Below are 21214 nucleotides of genomic sequence, written 5' to 3'. Positions count from 1 at the left end.
AATGGATATATCTAAAGTAAGATTGATTGTAAAGAAAAGTTGCTATTTAATGCTGATATTCTTTGTGCAAATTATATCAGCTCAAAAAGAAGTGCCGTATTTTGGCAAAATAAATTGGATTAATGGTTTTTCAAAGGAAATCAGCGGGGAAAACATCACCTATAATTCGGCTTTTCAGGACTATGCAACTGTAGCTTTATTAACCAGAAGTACCGATGGGAATAAAACCATAGAATGGGAAACGGCTACTGTTCCAAAAGGAAGTAAAAGCGATTATGTGTATTTTAGTTGGGTAGCGGGACATTCTACAGGAACCAGTAGTGGGGAGAGAAAGTTCGATCTGTATGTGGACGACAAAAAAGTATTGACTTTTACCACACTACCCAAAAATCAAAAGCCCAATTGGATCTTCAAAGCCGATGACGGATCAGCCTTGGTATTTCAACAAATCAAATTAGATGGTGCAAATGACGCTCAAGGTTATGCTTTTTTGCGACTTCCAAGTAGTAAAGTAAAACCAGGACAATCGGTTCGTATCAAAATTGTGGGACAGAATCAGCAAAGCAATGATTGGTTTATGAGCTTCAAATTTGCCTTTGAAGAAAACGTAAAAGTTATTCCTATGCCTTTTCTACTCAAAAACGGTACACAACCTATTGCTCTTACGGTTTTACATTTTGGTAAGGATCAAGCTGTAAAGGTGAAGATCAATGGCAAAGAAAATTATAACTATACCGCTAAAGACGGGATCAATTCGTTTGACATTCCCATTGCCGCAGTAAAGAAGGAAGAAAAAATCAAAGTGCAGGTGATTAGGGGGGATAAAGTTTTTATGGATGACTATGTTACCCTAAAACCTGTTCGCTACAGAGAGCTTCATTTATTGCATCATTCCCATACCGATATTGGGTATTCGGATCTACAGCCTGAGATCGTTAAAATTCACAATAAAAATATAGTGGATGCTTTGGCGATGATCGAAAAAACAAAATCGTATCCTGAGGAGGCCAAGTTCAAATGGAATGTGGAATCTATTTGGGCAGTTGAGAATTTTTTGAAAGTGGCAACCCCTCAGCAAAAAGAGCATTTTGTAGCTGCGGTAAAAAATGGAGATATTTTCCTCTCGGCTTTGTATGTCAACATGCTAACGGGGATGAGTCAAGCAGAAGAAATGTTTCATTACACGGACTATGCGGCCAAACTGCGTAAGGAGTTCGGTTTTACCATTAACAGCGCTATGATTTCCGATGTGCCAGGATTTGCCTGGTCAACAGTAACAGCACTGTCAAAAGGTGGTGTAAGATACTTTTCCATTGGATCCAATTTTATGGGGTTAGATCATCCTTATAGGGGAGACAGAGCGGGACATTTCTTAAAGAATTGGGGCGATAAACCTGTTTGGTGGGCCTCACCTTCGGGACAAGAAAAAGTACTGTTCTGGGCTGGAGCAAAAGGCTACTCTTCATGGCATGGAATGCAACCTGGTAATTTGAATGAAAGAGGACCTAAAAAGATTGCAGATTACCTCAATGAATTAACCGAGAATCGGTATCCTTATGATATGGTTCAATGGCGTTTTAATATAGTAGCGGACAATGGTCCGATCGAACCCAATAGTTCTGATTTCGTTAAAAATTGGAACGAAAAATATGCTTCTCCAAAATTGATTTTAAATACAACAGAGAAGATGTTTGCCGCTTTTGAAAAAAAGTATGGCGATCAAATTCCAACCGTAAAAGGAGATTTGACTCCCTATTGGGAAGACGGTGCTCTTTCAACTGCAGAGGAAGAGGGGAAAAACAGAGTCAATAGTTTGCGCCTGCAACAATTAAGTACGCTTTATTCGATGTTGGATCCTAAAAAGTACAATCAAGAAAGTTTCTACCAAGCGTGGCGAAATATTATTATGTTTCATGAGCATACTTGGGGGGCTCACAACAGTACCACGGATCCTGATGCCCCTTTTGTGACTGAACAATGGCGCATCAAAAGGCAGTTTATGCTCGATGCAGATAGTCAAATTACGGACTTAGAGAAAAATTTGCTAGAGCAAATTAGTGATTCTCGTTCTAAAAAAGTAGCCGTTTTTAATACCTCTTCATGGAAAAGAACGGGCTTGGTATTGTTACAAACCGACGTGGAGGGAAAATCTATAAAAGATGCCAAAGGAAATATTTTACCACTGCAAAAGCTAAGTAACGGAAAACTGGCCTTTGTAGCCAAAGATGTACCTGCTTTCGGAACGGCCTTTTATGAAATTACCAACCAAAAAGGACCTGCGCTGAGCAGTAAATTTGTTTTGGGCGAAAATTCTTTATCCAATGGAAAAATTGAATTTAGCTGGGACAAAAGCAAAGGTAGTATTACCAATTTGAAAACAGTTTCGGATTTTAACTATGCTGGTGAGTTCAAAAATCAAGGACTAAACAGTTATTGGTACGTTCCAGGATTGAATCCCGAGGAGGCACAAACCAACGCTAATATTCAAGTTAAAGTTATCGAGAAAGGGCCTGTTATGACAGTGATTTCGGTAGTGTCTGATGCACCAGGGGCAACGAAATTGGAGCGCATTTTTTCGCTTTACAGCGGAAGTGATGAATTATTGATTCAAAACATTTTGGACAAAAAAGCGGTTAGAAGCAAAGAAGGTGTACACTTTGGCTACCCTTTCAATACAGAACTGACCAAAACCACTCTAGATGCAGGTTATGGCGCTATGGAATTTTTGAAAGATCAATTGGAGGGCTCTAATATGGATTTTCTATATGGTCGTAGATGGGTAGATGTTTCGAGTAAGGACAAAGGTATTCAGTGGATGTTGTTGGAGTCGCCTTTAGTGGAACCCAACAGTATTATTGATGAGCGCAAAGAGGTAATACCCAACCACAAGCAGTGGAAAAAATCGGAGCAACCCACTTCTACTTGGTTCAGTTATGCCATGAACAATTATTGGCATACCAATTATAAAGCAGATCAACAAGGGCTTGTTCATTTCAAGTATGCACTTCGACCTCACGGAGAAGTCAATGACGTAGATATGGAGAAAGAGGCTACAGAGTTTACACAAGCCTTGATTGGAATGACCATTCGCCCAGAGGTAAAACTACCCTCGAATCTGTTTGAATTGACTAATTCCAAAATAGTAGTGACGAGTTTGACACCTAAGGAGGATGGAACCTTATTGATGCGTTTGTTCAATCCAGAGAAATCTCCACAGCAAACTCAATTTATTTGGAAGGCGTTAAATCCACAGTTTATTATTGAGCCTATCTCAGGAGAAAAAAAATCAAATACTGCTGAAATCCATATGGTAGGAAGTGGTGTTTCGGAGTTTATATTGAAAATGTAATAACATAAGAACAACAATAACAACAATTTTAATTAGCATAAATAAGTATATGAAATACCTTTTTAAAACAGTATTACTTTTTGCCATGTTGCTGTCACTTTTTTCTTGTTCGAAGAAAAAGGACGATTTTAATCCGGCTGCTTGGGTCGATCCACAAATTGGATCGGTACACGGACGTTGGTTTTTTTACACACCAGCCTCTTTACCTTTTGGTATGGCCAAATTGGCTCCACATACCAATGCGTATGGCAGTGGGGGAAGTTGGGCGCCTTGTGGTTACGATGACCGTCATCACTCCATTGAAGGGTTTGGTCATTTTCACGAATTCCAAATCGGTGGTTTGGTGGCTATGCCTGTAACAGGAAAACTACAAACCACGCCAGGAACTCTGGAAAAGCCAGAGACAGGATATCGATCGACTTTTGACAAAAAAGAAGAACATGCGGAACCGGGATATTATTCAGTTTTTCTGAAAGAATACGGTATCAAAGCCGAATTAACGGCTACGGAAAGAGTTGGTTTTCACCGTTACACTTTTCCCGAGTCCAAAGAATCGCGTATTATTTTCGATATTGGACATCGTCAGGGGGAAAGCAGTGGAGTGACTCAAGCCACAATGAAGCTTTCAGGTAAAAATACTTTAGAAGGAAGCATAGAAACCTATCCGGAGTATTTAAAATTCTGTGATCCCGACAAGCGAGTGAAAATGTATTTTGTGATTCAGATGGATAAAACCCCTACATCTTATGGCGCCTTTGTAGAAGATAAAACTTTTGACAATCAAAACCAAACCAAGGGAATTGGGAACGGGATGTATGTGAATTTTGCCACTAAAAAATCAGAGGTGGTTCAAATGCAAGTTGGACTTTCTTATACCAGTATTGCCAACGCTAAACTGAATTTGAAAACGGAAGCTACAAATCAAACCTTTGATGCGGTTAGAGCAACAGCACATGAGAAATGGAATGAAAAATTAGGAAGAATTAAAGTCGAAACCAAAGACAGTATCAATAAAGTAAAATTCTATACAGGACTTTATCATGCGCTTTTAGGCAGAGGTTTGGCCAGTGATGCCAACGGAAGTTATCCTAGACATGACGGAAAAATAGGTCAGATTGCACTGGATACCAACGGAAAACCAAAGTACAATCACTACAACACCGATGGTATTTGGGGTGGATTTTGGAATTTGGGACAACTTTGGGCCTTGGCTTACCCTGATTATTTGAGTGAGTACATTCAATCTAATCTTGATTTTGCCAAAGAAACAGGTTGGTTACATGATGGAATTGCTGCCGGGGCGCATGCTAATGGGGTGCAAACAAATTGTTTTGGTTTGATGATTGCCGCAACTTATAACAGTGGCATTCGTGATTTTAACGTACAAGAGGCTTATGATATTGCCTATAAAAACGAAACTGGCTATGCTAATCGACCTTTTGGTTCTGGAAAATACGACTTGGCCTATTTTGTCAAGGAAGGATATATCCCATCGAAAGATACGACTTTAGCCAACGGTTGGGTCTTCAATTTTGGAGCTTCACACACCCTTGAATTTGCCTATACATCCTATGGTGTTTCTCAATTTGCTAAAGCCTTAGGAAAGAAACAGGATTATGAAAAACTGACCAAACAGGCAGGCAATTGGAAAAACATTTTTGATCCAGAAACCAAATTCATCCGACCACGTTATGAAAATGGAAAATTCATAGAGAATTTCAATCCGATGCAGGCTTGGAGAGGATTCCAAGAAGCTAACGCTTATCAGTATACTTGGTATGTACCGCAAGATCCAGCGGGATTAATTAAAACCCTAGGCTTAGAGCTGTTCAACAAACGTTTGGAGACCACCTTTGACGAAAGCCAAAAATCAACCTTTGGTGGCGGTAAGGGAATAGACAGTTTCTCTGGATTGGAAAAATTATACAACCATGGGAATCAACCTTGTTTACACCATTCATTTCTGTTTAATTATTCAGGTAAACCTTGGCTCACCCAAAAATGGTCGCGCACGATTTGTGACGAATTCTATGGGGCAGAACCTCTTCATGGTTACGGCTTTGGACAAGATGAGGACCAAGGTCAATTGGGCGCTTGGTTTGTGATGGTGTCAATGGGATTGTTCGATGTTCAGGGACATGCAGCCATGAACCCGACCTTCCAATTTGGAAGTCCGATGTTTGATAAGGTGACCATTAAATTGGATCCAAAATATTATAAAGGAGAAGAATTGGTGATAGAAACCAAGAACAATTCGAAGAAAAATAGGTACATCCAATCGTCCTCTTTCAACGGTGAAAAAGTGGAAAATGCGTGGATAGAGCGTAAAAAATTAACAGACGGTGGAACTTTGCTTTTTGATATGGGTGCAAATCCTAACAAAAACTGGGGTGTGAAAACACCACCACCATCAATGAGTACAAATCAATAAAGGGGTAGCCAACAGGTAGGCTTACTATAATTAAAATGATATAAATGGAAAAGTTGCCAAGAGCTCATTTGTCTTAAGGACAATGAACTAAAGCAACTGACCAGTTTGAAAAAAAAATATTTATTTACAAATGAGAAAAATTCTTTCTTCAGTAGCAGCTCTAACATTGGTATTGAGCGCTACGGCACAACAAAAAGTGGTAATTGACAAAAAATTATCTGAGAAAATTAAAAATGATCAATACATGCCTTTGGTAAAAAGCAAGGCTTTGGAAGTGATCAAAACGGGGGTTAATGCCGGAGATGGTTACCGTGAGGTATGGATTCGAGATTATAATACCTTTATCGAATTGGCGGCACAGGTGACCAAAAAGGAAGATATAAAAGAAAACCTTTTAGTGTTCTTTAGAATGCAGGGCGAGGACGGTAATATAATAGATGGGTATACACCTAAAGAACAAATAGGAAAAGGAGAGACTGATTTTTCGTATTCTAAATTAGAGCCAAGATATGCGGCTCATAAAAATACAGTAGAAACCGATCAAGAAACCTCATTGGTTCAGGCAGTGTATAAATACATTCAATTAACGGGAGACAAATCCATTTTGACTGAAAAAGTAGGAGATAAAACCGTAGCCAAAAGATTAGAATGGTCAATGGATTTTTTAATGAAACACCGTTATACTCCTAAATATGGTTTAATTACCGGAGCGACAACCGCTGATTGGGGAGATGTACAGCCGGAAGAAGGATACGGTGTTGATGTGGATGGTAACACTCATATTGCTTGTGATATTTATGACAATGCTATGTTTATTGTGGCTTTGAATAATATGATGGAGATGATGCCAGCAACGAAAGCCAAATGGAGTAAAATTAAAACAGATGTAGCCAAAAATACACGTACGCACCTTTGGGATAGTAAAAATCAAAAGTATATTCCTCACTTGTATTTAAATGGCTCCCCTTTCCCAGCTGATTTTGATGAAAATAACATTTTCTACTTCGGAGGTACAACGGTAGCTATGGAAGCGGGATTGTTGACTAAAAAAGAGGTAAAAGCTTCTTTAGACGAAATGGTAAAAAGGGTAAAAGAGGCAGGAGCACCTTCTATTGGTTTGACGCTTTATCCACCTTATCCTAATGGCTATTTTGTAAACAAAATTATGAACCCTGTTTATAGTTACCAAAATGGTGGTGACTGGACTTGGTTTGGAGCTAGAACGATTCAACAATTAATCAAATATGGTTATGTAGAAGAGGCCTATAGAGAAGTACAGCCGATGTTGAAACGTGTGCAAGATAACAAAGGTTTTTACGAATGGTATTCTGTAAAAAATGAACCAAGAGGATCTGGAACTTTCAGAGGAGAAGCGGGTGTTTTGTATACCGCTATTGTGATGTTTGAAAATCTAAACAAATAATTAACCATTTCACTAGGGCGAAGTTGATATCATAAGGGATCAACTTCGCCTTTTTTATTAACAAGAACTAACCTTAAACCTATGAAAAAAAGGAGTCATCCCCCTAGGGCAGTAAACGCATTCAAGATTGTGCTTTGTTTGGTGTTACTGAGTCTTCAGTTTAATGCTTTTGCCAAGAGTTTACCTTTGATTATAAAAGGAAAAAGCAATTATATGATTGTCGTTTCTTCTAAAGCTCGGGAGGCAGAACAACAGGCCGCTTTGCTTTTGCAAAAGCATATGGCTTTAATTACGGGAGTTGAACTTCCCATTGGTAGCGCACTTAATAAAGGAAAAAATGGAATTTATATTGAGGTTAGTCCAGCCATTGCCAATGTTGATGGATTTTCGATAAGCACTAAAAATAAAGGACTTTATATTCAAGGAGGAAGCCATAAAGGTTGCCTTTATGCGGTAGTAAGCCTGCTCGAAAAGTATCTGGGATGTCATTATTATAGCGCAACCTATAAAGAAATACCACAATCAAAGGATATCGTATTGCCAGAGATCAATTGGAAAGATGAACCCAAAAATGATGTTCGAATTGTATACATCGTCGATAAAGCAGTGGGTCAGGAGTTCTTAGATTGGAACAGATTGCATACTGTGGATGATTTCTTTGCTAAAGGTTATTACGTACATACCTTTGAAAAACTAGTGCCTTGGCAGGAATATTTTAAACCACATCCAGAATATTTTGCCGAGATGAATGGTAAAAGAAATAAGGATCAGTTGTGTGTGTCCAACCCACAAGTATTGAAGCTGGCTATTGAAAAACTGAAAAAAGAAATGCTACTACAACCCTCTAAGTTATATTGGTCGGTGAGTCAGAATGATAATTTTTCTTATTGCCAATGCGAAAAGTGTAATAAGACTATCGCAGAGGAAGGTAGTCCCGCAGGGCCCATTATCCGTTTTGTCAATGAAGTGGCCAAAGAATTTCCAGATAAAATAATCTCGACCTTAGCCTATCAATATTCAAGAAAAGCGCCTGTGCTGACCAAACCTGCCCAAAATGTCCAAGTGATGTTGTGTACGATTGAACTCAATAGAAGCAAATCGATTGAAGAAGATAAAACAAGTGAATCCTTTAAAAATGACATTATTGATTGGGGCAAAATATGCAAGTATATTTACCTATGGGATTACAATATTGATTTTGCCAATTCGGTAAGTCCTTTTCCTAATTTACACGTATTACAACCCAATATTCAGTTTTTCGTAAACAATAATGTTTCAGCCCATTTTCAACAGGCGAATGCTGCTGTGGGTTCTGAATTTTCAGAGTTAAAAGTATATTTACTCTCTCGTTTATTGTGGAATCCAAATGCGGATGCTGCGCAAATCAGTACTGAATTTTTAGAAGGCTATTATGGAAAAGCAGCGCCTTGGATCAAAAAGTATAGCGATCAGCTGGAAAGCGAATTGAAGAAAAGTGGCGACAGACTGGATATATACGAACATCCAACAAGTCATCAAAACAGCTTTTTATCACAGGAGAATATCAAGCAATACAATACGTTTTTTGACAATGCCGAAAAGGCGGCTCAAAATGACCCAGCGCAATTGTTACATGTAAAAGTGGCGCGTTTACCCTTGCAGTTTGCTATTATGGAAATTGGTAAAAACGATATGTTTGGATCAAGAGGATGGTATGTACAGAAAGACGGTGATTTTACTGTGAATCCTGTCATGGTGCAACTACTAGAAGATTTTAATAAGGTTTGTCAAGAGGCCAAAGTCGATCATTTAAATGAGGCGGGACTTTCACCTCAAGACTATTACCAAAGCAGTAAACGATTTTTAGAGGTTCAGGTAAAAGGGAATTTGGCTTTCAAGGGAAAGGTAAGTGCCGATACAAAACCTTCACCAAACTATAGTGGAGGAAATTTGGATTACCTAACCAATGGTGTTAGAGGCGCAAGTGATTATAAAATACATTGGCTCGGATGGAGCGGAAAAGATTTTAGTGTTATGGTAGATTTAGAGAAATCCGTTGCTGCCCAGAGTATTGAAATTAGTTCGCTTTGGGATCCAAAAAGTTGGATACTACATCCAGAGGAAGTAAACTGTCTCGTTTCTGAGAATGGAAAGGATTTTGTGTCCATTGGAAAAGTGATGACTCAAGGGAATCAAGAAAAAGAGGAGGTTACTAAAGTATTTTCTTTTAAAGGACTGAGAACCGCTATTCGTTATGTGAAATTCGAGATAAAAGGGACGAAGCAATTACCGCAATGGCATCCATCTGCCGGTGGTGAATCATGGGTATTTATCGATGAAATAGTCGTGCGATAGTACAACTAAAATAGTAGGTTCTCCTCTAGGAAGAGGAAGAACTGCATAATGGTGGGACAAACTTAAGATAAGTGTCTAAGTATAAAAGAAACTGTTTTCAACTATAAGGTATAGGAAAGCAAACCTTCTTTTTCGCAGGCAGCTTGAGTTTGTTCTATTATTTTTTTGAACTAGTGCACTGTTATATAATATCTTTTGAATCTTGATGAAATTTGGTAGGAGATATTTTTTTTATGAGACGAAATTGTTTGTTGAAATGGGACGGACTATTATAACCACTTAAATACGCGGCTTCCGTAATACCGTAATTATCTTCTCTAATTAATTTACAGGCATAGCCAATTCGTATTTCATTTAAGAAAGACGAAAATGTCTTTTTGGTTCTGTTTTTAAAGTAACGGCAAAAGGCGCTTTTGTTCATGGAAACAATTTCTGCCACTTCATCTAAAGTGATGGGATTAGCAAAGTTGTCCATAATGTATTCGAACACCTTGTTGATTTTTAAATCACTGTTGAATATGGTTTCTTTAAATAAAGGTGTTGCCAGTAATTTATAATCAGAGGAGTGCGAAGCAAAATCAAGTACATCCAAAAAGGACAGCAGCCGCTGCATACCTTCAACTTCAAATAGTTTTTCAATTTTGTCGGTTAACTTTTTTCCCGTTTCATTCTCAAATGAAATGCCCCTTTCTGCATTTTTAAAAAGTTCCTTGAGTTTAATCGATTCGGGTAATTCTAAAAATTTACTTCCTAAAAAACTTGATGGAAATTGAATGATAATGGCCGAACATTTCATTTTGGTTGAAGTAATGTCTTTGGGTGGATTACTTCTCCAAACATGGGATAGTTTTTCTCCCACTAAAATTACATCTCCCTTTGAAAAGGTTTCGATGGAGTCACCAACAAACCTTTTTCCGTGACCTTTTAGGATGACCACCAGTTCGAGCATATCGTGGAAATGCCATTTGTCATTAAAATGAGTAAGCTTGTCTTTTCGGATGTGAAAAGCTTGCCCGATGGGATCTTCTAACTTTCTAAAATTTGCTTTCATCTTGTAAATAAGTAATATAGAGCAAATATAGAGAATGATTTTGATAATTGAGAGGAGGTACGCCTGTTAATGTTTGGCTAGTTTTGGTTTTTTAAATTAACTAATAATTAACAAAAAAACCAAGTAATTATGAAAGTAAAAGTTAAAAGCCTTTTAATTCTGTTTGCCTTATTCCTGGTGAATCTGACCTTTGCTCAGAGCGAAAGTGTGAAAGGAAAATTGATAGCTTCGGCTGGAGGGCTACCATTGCCAGGGGTGAATGTCATCGTTAAAGGAACCAATAATGGAACAACTACCGATATAGATGGTAGTTTTGTTCTCAAAAATGTGCCGCCAAAGAGTGTTTTGGTGTTTAGTTTTATTGGGTACAAAACGCAAGAGCTTGCCGTAAATAATCAAAAGAATTTAGTGATTCGGTTAACAGAAGATTCTGCTAAACTGGAGGAGGTTGTGGTGCGTGCTTTTGGTTCGCAAAAGAAAGCCAATCTTACGGGAGCCATATCTACTGTGAAACTAGATGATGCTGTAAACAGACCTATCACCAATGCCACACAAGCTTTAGCGGGTAAGGCATCTGGAGTTGTGGTGACGCAAAACACAGGTCAGCCTGGAGCGGATCAGGCGACCATTCGAATTAGAGGAACAGGAACCCTAGGTAACAGTAATCCTTTGGTGATTGTGGATGGTTTAACCGGTAGTCTTAGCGATGTTAATGCTGCAGATATTGAAAGCATTACGATTTTGAAAGATGCGGCATCGGCTGCCATTTATGGATCTAGAGCAGCCAATGGTGTGGTATTGGTGACCACTAAGGCAGGAAAACATGGTGAATTTAAAGTGAACTATGATGGGTATAGCGGTATTCAAGTAGCGACTCGACAAAAGAATTATGTAACGAATTCGGTTCAATTTATGGAACTGTATAATTTGGCTTTATTTAATGAATCCCCAACTTCGACACCAGCTTATTCAGCTGCGGATATTGATAAATTCAGAACAGGAACAGATCCTTATCTGTATCCCAATACAGATTGGCAAGATGTTTTGTACCGCCAGGCTCAAATTTCAAGTCACAACCTTAGTGTGAGAGGCGGGGGAGATAAAACGACTTATTCTTTTTCAGTAGGGCATATTGACCAAACTGGAGTGGTGTTGGGGACTGATACCAAGAATTACTCAGCTCGATTGAATTTAGATACAAAGATCTCAGATAAATTTAGCTATTCCTTAAAACTTTCAGGAAGACATGATGTGACCAATGCACCAATTACAGGATCTGGTACAGTAATCGGTTGGGCAGACCGAGCTTTGCCTATGCAAAGTCCACGTTTGGCTGATGGACGTTATACGTATCCATGGATTGGTTTTCAGAGTGCTACGCAGCCTCTAGCAGGTGCATTGGAAGGGGACAATAGAACGGAGTATGAAAAACTGACTGCTAATTTATCTGGGGAATACGAATTTATTAAAGGCTTAAAGTTAAAAAGCACTTTTGGAATGGATAATTATAATAATCTAAATGACGTTTTCAGACCTCAAATAGATTTGGTTAAAGCTACAGATCTTAGTGTGTATAATTTAAGTGTGGGAGGTAATCCTTTATCTGCTGGTAGAAGTTATAGTACAAGAAGAGATATTACTTTTTTGACAACCTTAAATTATAAAAAGACTTTTGCGGAACGTCATAGTTTGGATGTACTGGGCGGTTTTAGCCAAGAGAGTCGTAAGTATAAAGATTTATCAGGGTATAAGGAAGGACTTCCAAGTAACGCTCTTCATGAAATAAGCGCGGGATCTTTAAATCCGCAGGCCTATGGATCATCTACTGATTTTGGACTTCAGTCTTTTTTTGGACGTGTAAATTATGACTTTGATGGAAGATATCTTTTTGAAGCCAATTTAAGATACGATGGATCTTCTAATTTTGGTGAAGGCAATAAATGGGGAACTTTCCCTTCTGTATCAGCGGGATGGAATATTTCAAAAGAGGCCTTTATGAAGAATGTTGGCTTTATAGACAATTTAAAATTAAGAGCATCTTGGGGGGAACTTGGGAACCAAGATATAGGGCCAGGACAGTATAGTTCTATTTATAATCTAGGACAACAATACTCTTATGGTGGTGTTTTGGCTGGTGGCGCAGCGCAAACCAATTTGTCGAATCCAAACATCACTTGGGAAACTTCTACTCAAACCGATTTTGGAGTGGATATGACCATCTTCAACGGGAAATTGGAAATGGTGGCCGATTACTATAAGAAGGCGACTACAGGTATTTTGCGTCCTACTACTATTTCTTCCGTTGTGGGCGGATTGGCACCTCCTTTGGTGAATTTAGCATCGGTAGAAAACAAGGGGTTTGAATTTTTAATCAACCACAAGAATAACTTTGGGGAGTTTAAATATAACCTAAGTGCGAACTTTACCGTTAACGATAATGAGGTGACTAAAATTGAGGCACCACAAATTGGTACTTATTCAAGGTTAGCGGAAGGTAGTTCTATCAATGAGTTCTATATGATCAAAATGGCAGGTATTTTTCAGAACACTGCAGAGGTAACTGCTCATGGAGCACAGCCAACTGCAAAGCCAGGAGATATTAAATTTGAAGACCTAAATAAAGATGGTAAAATTGATGATTCGGACAAACAGGCCGTTGGTCAATCTTTACCGAAATACACGTATGGTTTTGATGTCTCAGCTTCTTACAAGGGATTTGATTTCTCTATGCTTTGGGTAGGGGTTGAAGGAGAAAGTGCAATTACTGAAGAAGAGCAAAAACCATTTTTTAACAATGCGGGAATATCCCAATTTTGGGTAGAACATTCTTGGACTGCAGAAAAACCAAATAACGAATATCCAAGATTGGTAAGATCGAGTAACTATCTCAATAATGCTTGGAGAACTTCATCCTTTATTCTTCAAGATGCTTCTTTTCTTAGAATGAAAAATATTCAGCTAGGCTTTTCGTTGCCGGATGCCTTCTTGAAAAAAACACATATTAAGAAATTTAGGGTGTATGTAAATGCTACTAATCCAATCACTATTACTAAGTATAGAGGATTAGATCCTGAAAGAGATGCTTTTGGAGGTAGAGGAACCTATTCTAATGTACAAGTGTATTCTATAGGTTTGAACCTTTCTTTATAACCGCAACAGAAAAAATTAAAAAAATACAATATGAGAACATATGTAAAATTAATCATGGGGACATTTTTGGTCCTGAGCTCCTGCACTAATGACGTTTTAGACGTGGCTTCCAGTACGCAGATTTCTTCGGAGACCTTTTGGAAGACAGAAGCGGATGTTCGTTTAGCAGTAAATGGGGAATACAGCACATTGGCAGGCATAGAAGGAAACTATATTTATTATGATGTACTGTCTGATAATGCCTATGGTAACTATCCATGGGAAGGTTATAAAGCCATTGCAGATGGAACGCACAATCCAAGAAGTGGCGGTGCTATTGATTGGATGTGGAGGGATTGTTATAGTGGTATCGGTAGAGCTAATGTAGTTTTGGATAATTACGAAAAAGTACCTGGCCTTAATGATGCTTTTAAAAAATCAGTTAGAGGAGAATCCTTGTTTTTAAGAGCTTATTTCTATTTCAGATTAACAGAATTCTATGGAGGAGTGCCTATTGTTTTAGGAAGTCCAAAATTAGAAGATGGTCAATTACCTAGAGATACTAAGGAAAATGTGATCAAGCAAATTATTACTGATTTGGATGAGGCTGCCGCATTATTGCCTACTACTCAGTCAGAAGTGGGTAAGGCAACCAAAGGCGCTACCTTAGCTTTAAAAGCCAGAGTTTTGCTGTATAATGAGCGTTGGGCTGAGGCAGCGACCGTAGCGCAAGAAGTGATGACTATGGGCTATTCGCTGTTTCCTAATTATAGAGAATTATTCCGTGAAGCCAATGAAAATAATAAAGAAGTGATTTTTGACGTACAATTCAAATCTCCAGAGCAAGGGAACTTTTTCGGACTTTATTTGGCCAGTTATACCATCGGAGGCTGGTCTTCTATAGTTCCAATGCAGAATTTGGTGGATGACTATGAAATGATTGACGGTAAATCTAAGGCGGTATCTCCTTTGTATGATTCCACTAAACCCTACGACAATAGAGACCCAAGGTTAAAACAAACTATTTCTGTTCCTGGGGCTACCATCAATGGGATTGTGAATCATACGGGTGAATTTGGTGGATTTATGTTCAAAAAATATACCGTCTATGATGAAACAGGTGAGTTTGATCCACCTTCTGATGCCGTTGGAGGAGGGATTAATGCTATCATCTTCAGATATGCCGAAATACTCTTGACCTATGCTGAAGCCAAAAATGAACTATCTGGACCCGATCAATCAGTATATGATGCCATTAATGCAATCAGAGCTAGAGCATCTGTAAACATGCCGGCTATTGCTACAGGGCTGTCTAAAGAGCAAATGCGTCAGGTGATTAGACATGAACGTAGAATTGAGCTTGTATTAGAAGGCACTAGATATACCGATATCAGACGCTGGAAAACGGCTGAAGGAATTTTAAATGGACTTGTAGATGCAGGAGGAGTTAGAGTTTTTGCCAGCAAAGATTATTTATGGCCTATTCCGGGGCGTGAATTTGATATCAAAGGAAATCAATTGGTTCAAAATCCAGGATACGGCAATTAGTGTTAACCTGCTTTTTTGAATTAGTTTATACTAAATAAATGGAATTAACCACCTTGAGACAGTTGTCGAGAGGTGGTTTTTAATCTAATAATTAATCAATATAATCATGAAAAAAATTAAAGTGTATTGCGCTATTTTGCTTCTTTTTGGTCTTGCTCAGAATATGACTGCACAAAGAGTAGTCATTTTAGGACTTGATGGATTTAGTGCAGAAGGCTTCCATAAAATTAAGCATCCCAATCTTGACCAATTATTTGCAAGGGGAGTAATTTCGGTAACGACCCGCCCGGTGATGCCATCGGTCACCTTGCCTAATTGGACCAGCCACTTAACGGGATCTGGACCAGAAGAGCACGGCATCACCGCCAATAATTGGACATTAGAAGCGCATCCTCTTAAAGCCATTGAGATAGATCAAGAGGGCTATTCCCCGTCTATATTCAAAGTACTCAAAACGGCAAAACCAAAAGCCAAAACGGCATTTTATTATAATTGGGCAGAGTTGATCAATCCAATGAACAAAAAATATTTGGATGAAGTGGCATTTGAAGAAAATGACGGCTACAGTAATAATTACCAAAAGGCCCTTGATTTTATCGTTAAAAATCAACAAGAGCCAACCTTAGTATTTTTATATAGTGTACATACAGATCATGCTGGGCATGCGCATAAGTGGATGTCGGATCCCTATATTTCTGCAATTGAACAAGCAGATAAAGCCATTGGTGGCTTTGTTGAGCAGTTAAAGAAAGAAAATCTTTTTGAGGACACCTACTTTTTGTTGATAACCGATCATGGAGGGATCGAATATGGTCATGGTGGGGTAAGTATGAATGAGATGCAAGTACCTTGGGCAATCACGGGGCCAAAGATTAAAAATCTAGGTGTAACAAATGCTTTTTACAACAGTAACAAAAATACGGCTCTGGTGATTTCTAGAATATTTGGTTTAAAAGAGCTTCCAAAATCATGGACAGGTGTGGCACCAAAAGAAATATTCAAATAATAAGTAATGGTCTATGTTATAAAAATGCTTTTTTCATAAGGAATAAGAATGGGATTATCAAAAGAGACAACTCAAAGGACTTTGACTTAATAATGGCTAAATGAAAGCAAATGTTCTTTTCTGTAAGTACTTGGAGTTTGACCCATTATTTCTTTGAAATTTTTATTGAAACTGACGAAATTTTGATAGCCACTTTCAAAACAAATATCGGAAACCGAGAGTCTTTCATTTTGTAAAAGTTTGCAGGCATGTCCAATTCTTAGATCGTTCAAGAATTGAGTGAAGGATTTTTGGGTTCTTTTTTTGAAAAAACTGCAAAAAGCTGGAGGCGTCATGTTAGCAATAGCGGCGATGGTGTCCAAAGAAATGGGTTTGGTGAAATTCATCATAATGTATTTGTAAACCTGATTCATTCTCTGGGTATCCTTTTCATTATAGGTATGACTGTAACTAATACCGGCAAGCAGTTCATACTCATCAGTATTGAGCATAATATTGATTACTTTAAGAAACTCAATCATTTGTGGTAGACCTTCTAAGTCAAGCATTTTTTCTAAGTGTTTACTTATCTTGCTTTTGGTTTTACCAGTGAAACAAATTCCTCTTTTAGCCTTTTCAAAAAGATGTTGTTTTTTGGACAAATCCTTATCGTGATTGCACAATTTTTCTATAAAGTCAAGCGGGAAATGCGAAACGATAGCTTCAACAGATTTGTTTGTTTTAAGAAGAGGATTGGTATCCCCATACCACATATGGGGAAGGTTTGGACTCATAAGTACCACATCACCATCATAGAAGTTGGTAATGCTATCGCCCACGAGTCTTTTTCCACTACTTTTTTTGACAAAACTGAGTTCACAAAAATCATGAAAATGAAAAGTAGCATTAAAATCATCTTCTTTAACCTGCTTGATCGCAATTAAAGAAGAATGCTGAGGCGCTAGTTCGATGAGTATCGCTTTCATAATAAAAGTAGTCTTGATGGAATTTTAACTTAAGCAATATTAAACATTATTTTAATATTTTTAATAAAAAATGATTAAAATAGTTTAAGTATTAGTTAACTGGACGTAGCTACCAACAGAAGGTCTGTTGTATTTTTGAATTTGTTTCTTAGTAGTAGTGAATACCGCTGTAGAGATGAAAAAAAAGGGCTAATGATGTTAGCTTTTATGTTTCAAAGAGAGAGTTAATAAATCGATTTAGAAAAAAAATAAAAAAAATAGAGATATGGAAACTGCATTTTGGAAGAATGATGATGAACTTTTTGATATAGTACGTAAGGAACTTTACACTGCCGTTGTAGGGGATATTATGGACAAAATGGGATTACTAAATCAATTTCTTCCACCTCAAATACAGCCTTTACGTGACGATATGTTCGTTGTTGGCCGTGCTATGACTGTGTTGGAAGCCGACGTAGTTTCGGACTCGAGTAGTCATAATCCTGTTTTAAACAGACCTTTTGGGTTGATGTTGGAAGCTTTGGATGATTTGAAAAAAAATGAAGTATATGTATGTACGGGCTCTTCCCCATCTTATGCTTTATGGGGAGAACTGATGGCTACCAGGGCACAGATACTGGGAGCAGCTGGCGCTGTTGTAGATGGCTATTCAAGAGATACTAAAGGAATTTTGGAATTGAATTTCCCTTCCTTTTCTTATGGACGTTATGCCCAAGATCAGGCCCCTCGTGGAAAGGTAATTGATTTTAGAGTACCTATTGAAATGAAAGGGGTACGTATTAATCCAGGGGACATTATACTAGGGGACATTGATGGTGTTTGTGTAGTACCCAAAGAAGCTGAGCAAGAAGTGTTTCGTTTGGCTATAGAAAAGGCTAGGGGAGAGAAGATGGTTCAGAAAAAAATACAAGAAGGGATGAGCACCGTTGAGGCATTCCATACTTACGGTATTATGTAAGAGCAACCCAATAGTGCTTTTATTCTTTGTAATGTGTTGATATAGAGTAATACATATTGTCTTTCGGGACCGTAAAAAAACTTAAATTGTTAGTAAAGTGAAAAAAATTATAAGTGTAATTGTTTTAAGTTGTTTCGTTTGTTTTAATCAAGCAGCGGCACAAGCAAAAAAAATATTGGGCTTTGAGGTACCAGTAATGACTCCATTGGCCTCGACTCTTAGCGGAGTTAGTTCCTCACAAATTTCTTTAAATGGTAGTTGGGACTTCAGTATAAAAGAACAGCCGCTAAAGGGAAAAAGCATCCAAGTTCCAGGAGAATGGGAAATGCAAGGTTATACGGTAAATGAAGGGCAGACTGCAGTGTACACCAAGCGACTAGCTATTCCTGCCGATTGGAAAGGAAAGCAGATTAAGATTCGTTTTGATGGTGTGAGTTCACACGCTTTAGTAAAACTAAATGGTAAAAAACTAGGCGAACATGAAGGCAGTTTTGTTCCTTTTGAAGTAGATCTTAGTGCGGCTTTGAACTATAAAAACGATGTACTTGAGGTGGAAGTTCAGGCCTTGACCATTAGTGATCGTTTGGCTTGTACTTCACAGTATGCTTGCCATACCGTTGGAGGATTGTTAAGAAAAGCGACATTGTTTGCTGTAGCTCCAGTACATGTTATTTCACCTACAATTGAGACAGTCTTTGATAAGGAATACCGAAATGCCACCTTGGTTATTGGTAACAGTATTTTAAATAATTCACCAATTGCGGCCAATGCTCAATTGGAGTTTACACTTTTGGATGCCAATGGAAAAACCGTGGCCAAAAAATCATCAGCAGTGGCTTCAGGGATCACTAGTATGGGAAGTACTGATGTAAAAACGACTTGGACAATCCAAGCACCAAAGCAGTGGAATCCGGAACATCCTTATTTGTACACCCTTCAAACCGCTTTAGTGGTCAACGGAATCAAACAGCAAACCAATGAACAAAAAGTGGGCTTCCGTCAAATTGTGGTTAAAGGAAATCAGGTCTTGGTAAATGGACAACCGATTAAATTACATGGGGTTAACAGACACTCTGTTCATCCTTTGACAGGGAGAAGTATTTCACCTGAATTGGATAGAAAAGATGCTGAGTTATTCAGAGCAGCAAACTGTAATTATATCCGTACTTCACATTATCCGCCGTCAGAAGAGTTTTTGAATGCTTGTGATGAGTTGGGATTATTTGTAGAAAGTGAAGCTTCATTGACTTGGATTGAGCACGGAGCATCACCAATTTGGAGATTATGGAACTATACCGATGAGAAATTTCTACCTTTTATGGTAGGGGCTAATATGGATAATGTTTTGGCAGGACGTAATCATCCTTCGATCATCATGTGGTCGTTGGGGAACGAATCCAAATGGAGCCCGCTTTGGGAAAAAGTAAATGCAGTAGTAAAACAAATGGATCCATCAAGACCAACGAGTTTTCACGATCAATGTTGGGGAGGTTTTAATAATGCAGGAAGTAAAGCGGATATTGCCAATTACCATTATCCAGGTATCAATGGGCCAACAGCAACCGATACCATGTCACGTCCTACCTTGTTTGGAGAGTATGCGCATTTAACGACCTATAACCGTAGAGAATTATTGTCTGATCCTGGTGTTCGTAGTGCTTACAATGAGCCGCTTGTACAATTTTATGATGCTATTTATAACCATAAAGGCAATTTAGGAGGGGCTATATGGAGTGGTATCGATGATATCTTTCACATGCCAGACGGAAGAATTGTAGGTTATGGTCCTTGGGGGCCTCTGGATGCTTGGAGAAGACCAAAACCAGAATATTATGGCGTTAAAAAAGCCTATTCTCCCGTTCGTGTTACTCAGGTAAATTGGGCAACATTACCTAAAGGATATGTGGAATTGACTCTAGAGAATCGTTACGATTTTACTTCGCTAAAAGAGGTGAAGATCGAAGTAAAAATCAACGGAATTTCGAAATCTATTTCGTCAACTATAGCCGCTCGAACTAAAGGAATTTTAAGAATTCCAACCCCTAAAGATCTTACGGAATTAGATGTTTCGTTTACCGATCCACGTGGCTTCGTGGCCGAGCAGGAGAAATATGAAAATAAAACGATAGTGGAGCAAGCAGAGGATAAAGTAGCGGTGTCTTTTTCTGAAAATGAAGCGGCCATAACCGTAAAACAGGGTAATGTGACCTACTTAATCAATAAGATAACGGGAATCATTAGCAGTGCAACAAAGAATAACCAGGTGGTATTAACGCAGGGGCCAGTATTTTGCATGGTACCTATGAATCGTGAAGATGGAGGAAAACCCAATGTGGCTGGAGAGACCTATCAAAACAATATTTATCCGGTAAAAAATTATCCGCTTTATACTTTGTTTGCCAAAGATATACTATGCTCGCAAACAGCTCAAGGTGTTCAAGTAAGCATGAACACAACCTATATCGATGTCAAAGGAAAACAATCCTATTTATTTACAAACGATGGGAAATTGGTAACGGAGTATGAAGTAGAATGTGGTGATTACGATGTAAGTCCTTATCAGTACGGATTGTTAATGCAATTGCCAAAACAATTCGAGCAGTTAAGCTGGAAACGAAAAGGAGAATTCACTGTATATCCCGAAAATGACATCGCTAGAAACGATGGAACAGCACTGCTAAATGCCAAACATGTAAATGGTGTTGAGGAGTCAAGAGTGGTTCCAACGGGTGATTGGAAAGATGATGCGAATGATTTAGGAAGCAATGATTTCCGTTCGACAAAAAGAGCAATTAAATCGGCAGTATTGCAGGATAAAACAGGAAACAGTACTAAAGTATCGTCTGATGGTACCCAGGCTTCTAGAAGTTGGTTACAAGATGAGCATATACAATGGTTGATTACCGATTATAGCAATGGAGGTTCTGAGCCTTTCTACGGTTCACCTTTTACAGATGGCCGTATAAAAACAAAAGGAAAAACGCTAAAAGGAAAATTGACACTTAGCATTAAGTAAACCG

11 protein-coding genes are annotated in these 21214 nt (G+C 38.4%); 9 read left to right on the top strand and 2 right to left on the bottom strand.

The window, feature by feature from the left end:
• Window position 1: 1 nt before the first annotated feature.
• From AC51AA_RS04745 to AC51AA_RS04730, 4 genes are all read left to right on the top strand, one after another.
• Window positions 2–3349, top strand: a complete 3348-nt coding sequence (locus AC51AA_RS04745) for a glycoside hydrolase family 38 N-terminal domain-containing protein (RefSeq protein ID WP_500704581.1) — start codon at window positions 2–4, stop codon at window positions 3347–3349.
• 49 nt (window positions 3350–3398) lie between these two features.
• Window positions 3399–5780, top strand: a complete 2382-nt coding sequence (locus AC51AA_RS04740) for a GH92 family glycosyl hydrolase (RefSeq protein ID WP_500704580.1) — start codon at window positions 3399–3401, stop codon at window positions 5778–5780.
• A 130-nt stretch (window positions 5781–5910) separates the two neighbouring features.
• The gene (locus AC51AA_RS04735; RefSeq protein ID WP_500704579.1) at window positions 5911–7203 is read left to right on the top strand and encodes a glucosidase family protein; all 1293 of its coding nucleotides are present in this window, start codon (window positions 5911–5913) and stop codon (window positions 7201–7203) included.
• Between the two features lie 81 nt (window positions 7204–7284).
• Window positions 7285–9537: a glycoside hydrolase family 20 protein gene (locus AC51AA_RS04730; RefSeq protein ID WP_500704578.1), complete on the top strand. Its 2253-nt coding sequence runs from the start codon at window positions 7285–7287 to the stop codon at window positions 9535–9537.
• Window positions 9538–9718: 181 nt separating this feature from the next.
• Here the strand turns inward: AC51AA_RS04730 and AC51AA_RS04725 are convergent, their stop codons facing one another.
• Window positions 9719–10588 (bottom strand): AraC family transcriptional regulator, encoded by an 870-nt coding sequence (locus tag AC51AA_RS04725; protein ID WP_500704577.1) that lies wholly within the window; start codon window positions 10586–10588, stop codon window positions 9719–9721.
• 129 nt (window positions 10589–10717) lie between these two features.
• Between AC51AA_RS04725 and AC51AA_RS04720 the strand changes: the two genes are divergently transcribed.
• The 3 genes from AC51AA_RS04720 to AC51AA_RS04710 all read left to right on the top strand — a co-directional run bounded on the left by AC51AA_RS04720 (window position 10718) and on the right by AC51AA_RS04710 (window position 16271).
• Window positions 10718–13738: a SusC/RagA family TonB-linked outer membrane protein gene (locus tag AC51AA_RS04720; protein ID WP_500704576.1), complete on the top strand. Its 3021-nt coding sequence runs from the start codon at window positions 10718–10720 to the stop codon at window positions 13736–13738.
• Between the two features lie 30 nt (window positions 13739–13768).
• Complete coding sequence (locus AC51AA_RS04715; protein WP_500704575.1) at window positions 13769–15265, top strand: RagB/SusD family nutrient uptake outer membrane protein; 1497 nt, start codon at window positions 13769–13771, stop codon at window positions 15263–15265.
• A gap of 106 nt (window positions 15266–15371) precedes the next feature.
• Complete coding sequence (locus AC51AA_RS04710) at window positions 15372–16271, top strand: alkaline phosphatase family protein (protein ID WP_500704574.1); 900 nt, start codon at window positions 15372–15374, stop codon at window positions 16269–16271.
• Window positions 16272–16357: 86 nt separating this feature from the next.
• Here AC51AA_RS04710 and AC51AA_RS04705 read toward each other — a convergent pair whose 3' ends face one another.
• Window positions 16358–17236, bottom strand: a complete 879-nt coding sequence (locus AC51AA_RS04705) for an AraC family transcriptional regulator (protein WP_500704573.1) — start codon at window positions 17234–17236, stop codon at window positions 16358–16360.
• Between the two features lie 265 nt (window positions 17237–17501).
• Between AC51AA_RS04705 and AC51AA_RS04700 the strand changes: the two genes are divergently transcribed.
• Window positions 17502–18194, top strand: coding sequence for an RraA family protein (locus AC51AA_RS04700; RefSeq protein WP_500704572.1), 693 nt, complete (start codon window positions 17502–17504; stop codon window positions 18192–18194).
• A gap of 97 nt (window positions 18195–18291) precedes the next feature.
• Window positions 18292–21210: a glycoside hydrolase family 2 TIM barrel-domain containing protein gene (locus tag AC51AA_RS04695; RefSeq protein ID WP_500704571.1), complete on the top strand. Its 2919-nt coding sequence runs from the start codon at window positions 18292–18294 to the stop codon at window positions 21208–21210.
• Window positions 21211–21214: the final 4 nt, after the last annotated feature.

The sequence above is a fragment of the Flavobacterium sp. OHVDL-2026-0007 genome, assembly GCF_059882335.1.
Note: the sequence above shows the minus strand (reverse complement) of the source record. Positions and strands in the feature narration are given on the sequence as shown.

Excerpts from the sequence above, each read along its gene's own strand:
- AC51AA_RS04745 (WP_500704581.1), top strand. The coding sequence starts at position 2 with ATGGATATATCTAAAGTAAGATTGATTGTAAAGAAAAGTTGCTATTTA.
- AC51AA_RS04740 (WP_500704580.1), top strand. The coding sequence starts at position 3,399 with ATGAAATACCTTTTTAAAACAGTATTACTTTTTGCCATGTTGCTGTCA.
- AC51AA_RS04735 (WP_500704579.1), top strand. The coding sequence starts at position 5,911 with ATGAGAAAAATTCTTTCTTCAGTAGCAGCTCTAACATTGGTATTGAGC.
- AC51AA_RS04730 (WP_500704578.1), top strand. The coding sequence starts at position 7,285 with ATGAAAAAAAGGAGTCATCCCCCTAGGGCAGTAAACGCATTCAAGATT.
- AC51AA_RS04725 (WP_500704577.1), bottom strand. The coding sequence starts at position 10,588 with ATGAAAGCAAATTTTAGAAAGTTAGAAGATCCCATCGGGCAAGCTTTT.
- AC51AA_RS04720 (WP_500704576.1), top strand. The coding sequence starts at position 10,718 with ATGAAAGTAAAAGTTAAAAGCCTTTTAATTCTGTTTGCCTTATTCCTG.
- AC51AA_RS04715 (WP_500704575.1), top strand. The coding sequence starts at position 13,769 with ATGAGAACATATGTAAAATTAATCATGGGGACATTTTTGGTCCTGAGC.
- AC51AA_RS04710 (WP_500704574.1), top strand. The coding sequence starts at position 15,372 with ATGAAAAAAATTAAAGTGTATTGCGCTATTTTGCTTCTTTTTGGTCTT.
- AC51AA_RS04705 (WP_500704573.1), bottom strand. The coding sequence starts at position 17,236 with ATGAAAGCGATACTCATCGAACTAGCGCCTCAGCATTCTTCTTTAATT.
- AC51AA_RS04700 (WP_500704572.1), top strand. The coding sequence starts at position 17,502 with ATGGAAACTGCATTTTGGAAGAATGATGATGAACTTTTTGATATAGTA.